General features: G+C 60.6%; 7 protein-coding genes. 2 read left to right on the top strand and 5 right to left on the bottom strand.

Annotated elements, in window-relative coordinates; all coding sequences use genetic code 11:
* Positions 1-1,062, bottom strand: a 1,062-nt coding sequence (locus AB9K34_RS05720) for a tyrosine-type recombinase/integrase (protein WP_369953469.1), incomplete at its 3' end; no start/stop codon positions are given.
* Between the two features lie 113 nt (positions 1,063-1,175).
* On the opposite strand from AB9K34_RS05720, the gene AB9K34_RS05715 reads away from it, so the two are divergent.
* A complete protein-coding gene (locus AB9K34_RS05715) occupies positions 1,176-2,060 on the top strand; it encodes a DUF1403 family protein (protein ID WP_369953468.1) in 885 nt (294 codons plus the stop codon).
* A 2-nt stretch (positions 2,061-2,062) separates the two neighbouring features.
* Entirely contained in the window at positions 2,063-2,659 is a 597-nt protein-coding gene (locus AB9K34_RS05710) for an SMC-Scp complex subunit ScpB (protein WP_369953467.1), read from the top strand.
* Positions 2,660-2,755: 96 nt separating this feature from the next.
* Here the strand turns inward: AB9K34_RS05710 and AB9K34_RS05705 are convergent, their stop codons facing one another.
* The 4 genes from AB9K34_RS05705 to AB9K34_RS05690 form a co-directional block, all read right to left on the bottom strand.
* A complete protein-coding gene (locus AB9K34_RS05705) occupies positions 2,756-3,595 on the bottom strand; it encodes a hypothetical protein (RefSeq protein WP_369953466.1) in 840 nt (279 codons plus the stop codon).
* A gap of 13 nt (positions 3,596-3,608) precedes the next feature.
* A complete protein-coding gene (locus AB9K34_RS05700) occupies positions 3,609-4,526 on the bottom strand; it encodes a nucleotidyl transferase AbiEii/AbiGii toxin family protein (RefSeq protein ID WP_369953465.1) in 918 nt (305 codons plus the stop codon).
* The gene (locus tag AB9K34_RS05695) at positions 4,516-5,346 is read right to left on the bottom strand and encodes a type IV toxin-antitoxin system AbiEi family antitoxin domain-containing protein (protein ID WP_369953464.1); all 831 of its coding nucleotides are present in this window, start codon (positions 5,344-5,346) and stop codon (positions 4,516-4,518) included. Before AB9K34_RS05695 ends, AB9K34_RS05700 begins: the two co-directional genes overlap by 11 nt.
* A gap of 246 nt (positions 5,347-5,592) precedes the next feature.
* On the bottom strand, positions 5,593-6,174 hold the full coding sequence (locus tag AB9K34_RS05690) for a plasmid pRiA4b ORF-3 family protein (protein WP_369953463.1): 582 nt from the start codon (positions 6,172-6,174) through the stop codon (positions 5,593-5,595).
* Positions 6,175-7,005 lie beyond the last annotated feature (831 nt).

Below are 7,005 nucleotides of genomic sequence, written 5' to 3'. Positions count from 1 at the left end.
CATCTCGGCCGAGGCGTGCCCCAGCTGCTTTTGGACATAGCGTTCGTCGACCTCAGCCGAACTGGCGAGGCCGGCGCGCAGCGAGTGGCCAGAAAACAGCGCCAGGCGGTCCTTTTCGGGCAGTTCGGAGCGGATGCCGGCGTCTAGGACTGTGCGCTTGATCAGCCGGGCCACATGCTTGTCGTTGAGCCGTGTATCGAGGGCGCGCTTGCCATCCCGCGAGGTCCCTACAAAGACAGGGCCGAAGTCGATCTTCGCAAAGTGCAGCCATTGCTCGAGAGCATGCACTGGGCAGGTCTGATCCTTAGAGCCGCGGCCAATCTCGACCTCGCGCCAACCTGTCTTCGCATTGAGGGTCAGGAGGGCGCCCTTGTCGAAGATCTCGATCCAGCCGCCGGAATCCGGCGTGTCGTCCTTGTGGACGTCCAGGCTGACGATCTCCGAGCGGCGAAGGCCTCCGGCGTATCCCAGCAGCAGGATTGCCCGATCCCGCAGCCCGCGCAGGTCGAAAGGAAGGGTGGCCACCATCGCGAGGATGTCCTCGGCCAGGATGGCTTCCTTCTGAACCGGCGGTCGCGCGTGTTTTCGCTTGATCCCGGCCAGCACAGTGGAGATATGGCGGTTCTTGCGATCAAGGTTGAAGCCGCGCTTCGCGTAGTTCCAGGCGAGACCGGACAGGCGGCGGTCGATCGTGCTGACCGACAGGGGTCGGGACGCCGACTGCGGAGGGGAGGAGCCTGAGCCGGACGCAAGATCCGCGAGGTAGAGGCCGATCATCTCCGGCGACGGTGGCAGCGGCTCAGTGCCCTTCATCCGGCACCAGCGTGCGAAGTGCGCCCAGTCTTTTGCATAGGCCTTCAGCGTGTTGTCGGACGCCGCCGCGCGAGCGTAGTCGCGGGCCGTATCGACCAGCCGATCGAGCGTGCCTGAGCCCGCGACAAAGGACGGAAGGCTCAAGGCCTCGCCGTCAGGACGATCTCTCTCGTTGTCCTCGTTGGACGAAGGCCCGATTGGCACGTCTGAGCTCGATTTCTCGGTGTTTTCTGACATGCCGCTGAGCATATTCTTTTACGTCCGATAATGCAAACTTATTGGACATAATAATGAACGGCAAAGCGGGGCGGTTAGATTGCTATTTTCTGGCAGAAAGCGCCGCACATGTGTAGGCTCAGAGCATGACATTTGCCCGGCCGGATCACACCAGCGACCTCGACACGTTACCCCTGATGCCCGCCTGGGTCACCTCTGCGCGCGCTGAAACCCTTGAAGATGTTGCGTTTTTGTCGGGCGCGACGCTCAACCACCTGCATCTTGTGTTGGGATGCCAGGAAGTGCCCCAAGCCTTGTTGCGAGACAAGCTTGCGCTGCGTGCAGCGGCGGCGTGTGTCGCGTTCTCTGGCCGGCCAGAGCGGGACGCGGAGTTGCGCGATGCGGTGCATCTGCTGCGGCCCGGCGATCTGCCCGGACCGGCGGGCGAAACCTACCTCGCCTGGCGGCGTGCGGCGGAGCGGCCGGTGTCGATCAAGGCTCTGAGTCGAGCCTTGCCGACCCTCGAGCCGGGCCAGATTGCCGCGTGGCTTGATGCCGGGAAAGGGGCGCCGGTGACCCGGGCCGCGATGGCGCTGGAAGCCGTTTTGCGCGAGGCGCCACGTGCTGACGAAGCTGCGCTGATCCTCGCGGATGCGGCTCTCGCCCAATCCCTCGGTTGGGGTAATCTGATGCCGCTGCTGGCGACTGGCCTGAAACGGGCAGACCTGCGCAAGCATGGCGATGATCTTCGCTCCGCCTGTCATCGCGCGCTGATCTCCTCGGTGGTCGGGGCCGTGCGTCTCGCCGCCGACCTTGCACGTCGGGCGACGCATCTGAAGGCGGTCGCGCCCAAGCTCCGGGCCAAGGGGGCAGGGGATGCGGTCGAGATGTTCCTGACGCGGGATGTCGTGGCGCCGTCGGCCTTGCCTTTGCCGGATCGCGCCGCGCGGCGGCTCTGCGACCGGCTGGTTGACCTCGGCGCGGTGCGCGAGTTGACCGGGCGCGACACCTTCCGACTTTACGGTGTGTAGCGATGGCGAAGGATCGATCCGACCCAGATCTTGACCGCGAGCTTGCCGACCTGCCGCCGGAGCTGCGCTGGCGCGAATGGATGCGGCGGATCGAGGCGGTGCTCTTTGCCTCTGCCTCTCCGGTGCCGCGCGACGACCTGGCGAGAGTCGTGGGGCAGGGGGCTTCGGTCGACCTGCTGGTCGAGGACCTTGCAGCCGAAGTGGAGGGGCGGGCCTTCGAGATCGCCCAGGTCGCTGGCGGCTGGATATTCCGGACGCGGGCAATCTACGCCCCCGCGATCCGCGCCGCGGCGGATGTGGAGGACCAGCTACTCGATCTGAGCGAATTCGACGTCGCGGTTTTGGCGGCCATCGCTTACCACCAGCCGATCACGCGCGACGGGCTCAAGGATATCTTCGGCAAGGAAATCAGCCGTGACCTGATCGGGCGGCTGCATGCGCGCGACTTGATCGGGACCGGGCCACGATCGCCGCGCCGCGGTGCGCCCTACACCTTTGTGACGACCGAGCAGTTCCTTGTTGCATTTAATCTGGAGACTCTCGCGGATCTGCCAGAGCGGGAGCAGTTGGAGGACGCAGGTCTGGATGGCGGGTCATAGGAATGGTTGCGGGGTTGGCGATCCCCGTATTGGCCAAACGGTGAGGCATGTCGTGGACATTTCGTGACGCTCTCAGTCGTGACTTGTTGAGAGAACTCAGGCTTCGATCCTGAGCCCTCTGAACAGAGTTTCCCAAGGGGCCCCATCCTCGGTCATCGCGCCCGGTTCCAGGTTTGCTATGTTCTCGTCGATGACTGCGTTGTGGTAGTTCTTGAGCCAGCTGTATTTGCGCCGCACCGTCGCGTTGGGACTGTCGGCTAGACCGCTCTCCACCAACGTTTTGTGCCTACCCAGAAACTCGATCCAGCCGGCGTATTCGCCGTCGAGCTCGCTGAGACTGGCGCGAAGATAGTCGATGTATTGGAGGCCTGACTCGTCCTGGCGCAGGAGGTTGTTCAGGTGACGCTCTTCATCCTCATAGGAATGACCTTCCCGCCAAAGCGTTTGGTCCTGCCGGTGGCGTTCGATGACATCTTCATGGATCGCAATGCGCGGGAAGATGACCTCGCTTTCTTCCATGAGATAAGCCTGAACGAGGGCAGGCCCAAACACCGGACCACTGAAGTCGATGCCGAGATGCATGGGGCCGATCGTCATCGCGCCGCGCACCAATATGCCACTTGCCACGCATTCGATCTGGATGTGCAGCAGATCGATGAGCTCCCAGACCAAGGGGCCGGCCTGGTATTGAGTTTCAATGGTTCTGGTTCTGACGATCGCGTCAGACACGATCTCTGCATGGACTTCGCTGATCATCCGCATCTCGTCGGAGCGGGTGGGCGGTGTGGCATCTCCTTCGGAAACCCTGCGAAACATCGAAAGCAAGTGCCTGATCTCTGCACCGCTTCGCGTGTGCAGGAGGTTCCTGAAACCGAGGACATCAAGAAAGGTCACAAGGCATTCTTCGTAGTCGGGGTCGTTCTCGAAATCAGTCATCTCTGGTCCATCTTCAGCCGAGAAGCTTCTCCAACTCTTCCCCTTGGGCGGCATGCTTCTTGGGGTTTTCTGCTTTCAGCTTGTTCACGTTGATGAGCTTCCATCGGACCGCTGGAAGCTCGGCCGCTTGAGGGCGGTCGATCGCGTCGAAGTCTGGATCGCCGTCATGCAGGGTTCTCAGAAACCTCTTCGCGCCCTCATCCAAGCGGGATTGGATATCACCGATCAGGCGGTCGCGCGTTGAGACCAATTCCGCAACCTCGACCGCTTCCTTCGTCATTCCCTCGAATTCCCGCGCGTAGGGCTGATCAAGATCGATCAGGTTTGGGTTCAGAAGTTCGTGCGGCGGGCGTGGGGAACTCGCGACGTAGATCAGAAAAGTGCGGAACAACGCGTCGGTAAACCCTTCGTTCTCGTAGAGCAGTTTGACGTCGTAGAGGTCTCGCGGGTGCTGGCGATCAAGGGCCGCATGGAGCTTGCCGCCGAACAAATCCTCGAAGGAGACGATGTTCATCGCCGCATATCCGAACGCCTCCTCGACGGCTTCGGAGACTTCGCGTTGTTCCGGATCATGCACGACGCCCCGGGTGACGGGGGAGGTTTCGATCTTGATTTCGGCTGTGCCGAGGCGGGCGAGCGCACGCGTGGCGCCGCCGCCACCGCCGGCAATGCGCTGCGCTTTGGCGCCGGTGATTCCGCTTTCGATGGCGGCGGCAATCCGGTCCATCGCGTCGTTGATCTCGACGAGGCTTTCGGCGCGGTCTTTGACAGGCAGATAGGTCAGATCGATATCGACTGAGAGCCGCGGAAGGTCGCGATAGAAGAGGTTGATGGCCGTCCCACCCTTGAGCGCAAATATTTTCTCCTTTGCGACATACGGCAGTATCCGCACGAGCAACGCCACTTGGGCGGCATAGTCCTCACGCGCCATGACCACGTTCCTTTCCTACAAACTCTTCGGGCACCATGATCCTGTAGCGCGGATGTATCTTGCCGCCTTTGACCAATGCGCGATCCCCGCTGCCTAGGTCGAACTCTTCCGGATCGAGACGCTTGTGCCAGGCATGGTCGTGGCGGTCGGCGAACACGAAGAACAGGCGTTTGACCTTGATCTTCTTGCAACTTCTGAGCAGTGCCGAGAGGGTTCTCGGTCGCAACGTCGTCAGGCTTTCGAACACCATGTCGAGGTTGTGAAAGCTCTCCTGATCCGGCAACTCGTCCAGCGCTTCTAAGATCGCGCGTTCCGGCGAGGACATCACCAATTTCCAGTCCCATGGCAGGGACGATGCTCTCTCGTTGAGATTTTTTCGTGGGTCATTGACACCCAACTCTGGATCGGAGAACAGCGATACGCTGCGTGTTCGGAGTTCGGCGTTGAGCGGCAGTTTTTCGAGCCAGTTGGGGATTTTTGAGCCGTAGAGCCAGACTGTGCTCTTGTCGCCGAGTGAGAGATAGTGCGCATAGCCTTGCAGGTCCAATGCCGTCGCCCCCCCGACATGGACAGGGTAGTGCATGATGTGCTGGAGCGAGAGCAGGCAGGTCTTCCAATCGAGCGTATTCGTGGTGGCGCTGCCTAGTGCCGGGCGGCGGAAGACTCCGCGTCCAAGGCGTTCTAGCCAGCCGCGTTGGACATAGGCGTACGACGAACGCCGGCCTATCCCGTGGTGCTCCAGCCAGGCGGAGTCCACGAGGAACCCCGTGGGGACAGCCTCAAGAAGGTTCTTTAGTTTTTCGTGTTCTTGTCCGCTCATGGGCGACATAATGATGTATTTTTAAAGAGGCCGCCACTTGTTTCTGTGAAAACCTGTGAGATAGTCCGTCAAGGAAGGACAAATTTTCCAATTTTCAAAGAGACTGGTGGTTGTCGGCTCTGGAACTCACCAGAAAAGCAGGGCGGGGATGCCCTGGATTGGATGAGGAGACGCTCGACCATCCTGATCGAACAGTTGAAGCTATTTGCCCATGTCGAATCCGCGGCGCCAAACCAGAGTCAGGTTTCACTTTCGATTGTGGCGATCTTTTGCCCATACAAACATCGCACCGACAGCAGCATTGGCTTGCTGCACGCTGAACACTTCCGGTTCGAACGCGCCCGCCCATTGCTTTGTAGCGCGATGTTCCGGGTGGTGTTTGTCGGTCAGCGCGTCGAGAAACTCTTCGTAAGAGTAGGGTCCTCCACAGTCCTCTGGCGGGCAGGCTCGCTCTCCAGCAACACAGGCGGGAAAGTCCAGATCTGGTCTTCCGGTCGGTTTGCTAATCTTCTCAACGATGACGAGATGCCGCCAACCATCGCCGAAATCATAAGTATATGTGAACTGACTGCCTTTCTTGACCAGTTCCCCAAGAGCAAACTTCTTTTCGTCCTTCCGGCCATCGTTTGGGTCCCAGCTGTCGTCACTTTCGTCGCGGGCCTCGAACCTGTCCTCGCCAATCTCGAACTCATGCAAATGATAGTCTTGCCAAGGCATAGCGCCCTGGAGAACGGAATGCAGGATGTCCAAGCTGATGTCATTCGGAACGACGACCCGGCGCCAGATGGGTGGTTTGATGCCAATAAGTTCGATTTTCAGCTCGATCAAAGTGTGTTCCGCCTGTCTCAATACCCCTGCCGTTGAAGCAACTTTTGATTTTTAGGTTGAAGCATTCAAGGGGAACATTGGCGCCTCCTGCCCTTTGGTCTGGACCGCGCCCTACTCGGTCGGCTGCAGGCAGCCGCCCTCCCCGAGCTGAAACGCCGCCTCTCCCTGCGACGTGCTGCTGGCCGGGCAGTCTCTTCCGGAGCCAGCCCGACCAGCCGTCGCATGGTCGTGGCAACGCTTCATCTCGGCCATTCGGTAACGGTCGCTGGGGCGGGCGCGTGACATCAGTGATCACGTACCTCGCGTCTCGGTCGGTGTTGGTCCTCGCTTTGCCGGACACGCAGCTCCGCGCCGCGATCATGGGTTGCAAACGATGTCCGGCGACCACCGGATCGCATTGGCCGCAGCTGGCAGAAGGCCGGTGATGGTCGTGCTGTGCAAATCCAAGCTATCGGGCTGCCGAAGAGGGTCCGTTCGAAATCCCGGTGAGCCGAGCACGGTATCGATGCTTCGACGGTCTCCCTGCTGCTCTTCCAGACAACACACATCGCATTGCCACGAGAACCAGCCGTCGCGACACATGAGACAGGGTCAGGGAAAGCTATGCCTCGTTCGGGTTCGGATCGGGGCAAAAGGACAGAGAAAACACCGCACCCCGCCGCATCCTTGTCGACAGTTCACCCACCTTCCTTCGCGGCCACCGCGCTTCTCCCTTTGTCTGAGTTGCATGACATGCTGGTCGCAGCTGTCGTCCCGTCCACAAAGGTTGTCACCGATCTTTTTCCCCTGACCCTGCGGGTCATTCCTCGCGAGGCAAAAAGACCGGCGCCT

The organism is Sedimentitalea sp. XS_ASV28, assembly GCF_041224545.1.
GTDB lineage: Bacteria > Pseudomonadota > Alphaproteobacteria > Rhodobacterales > Rhodobacteraceae > Sedimentitalea.
This window is presented reverse-complemented; position numbering and strand designations above follow the sequence as displayed.

What these genes read in the sequence shown, in the direction of transcription:
- AB9K34_RS05715 (WP_369953468.1), top strand. Translation starts at nt 1,176, where the DNA reads ATGACATTTGCCCGGCCGGATCACACCAGCGACCTCGACACGTTACCC.
- AB9K34_RS05710 (WP_369953467.1), top strand. Translation starts at nt 2,063, where the DNA reads ATGGCGAAGGATCGATCCGACCCAGATCTTGACCGCGAGCTTGCCGAC.
- AB9K34_RS05705 (WP_369953466.1), bottom strand. Translation starts at nt 3,595, where the DNA reads ATGACTGATTTCGAGAACGACCCCGACTACGAAGAATGCCTTGTGACC.
- AB9K34_RS05700 (WP_369953465.1), bottom strand. Translation starts at nt 4,526, where the DNA reads ATGGCGCGTGAGGACTATGCCGCCCAAGTGGCGTTGCTCGTGCGGATA.
- AB9K34_RS05695 (WP_369953464.1), bottom strand. Translation starts at nt 5,346, where the DNA reads ATGAGCGGACAAGAACACGAAAAACTAAAGAACCTTCTTGAGGCTGTC.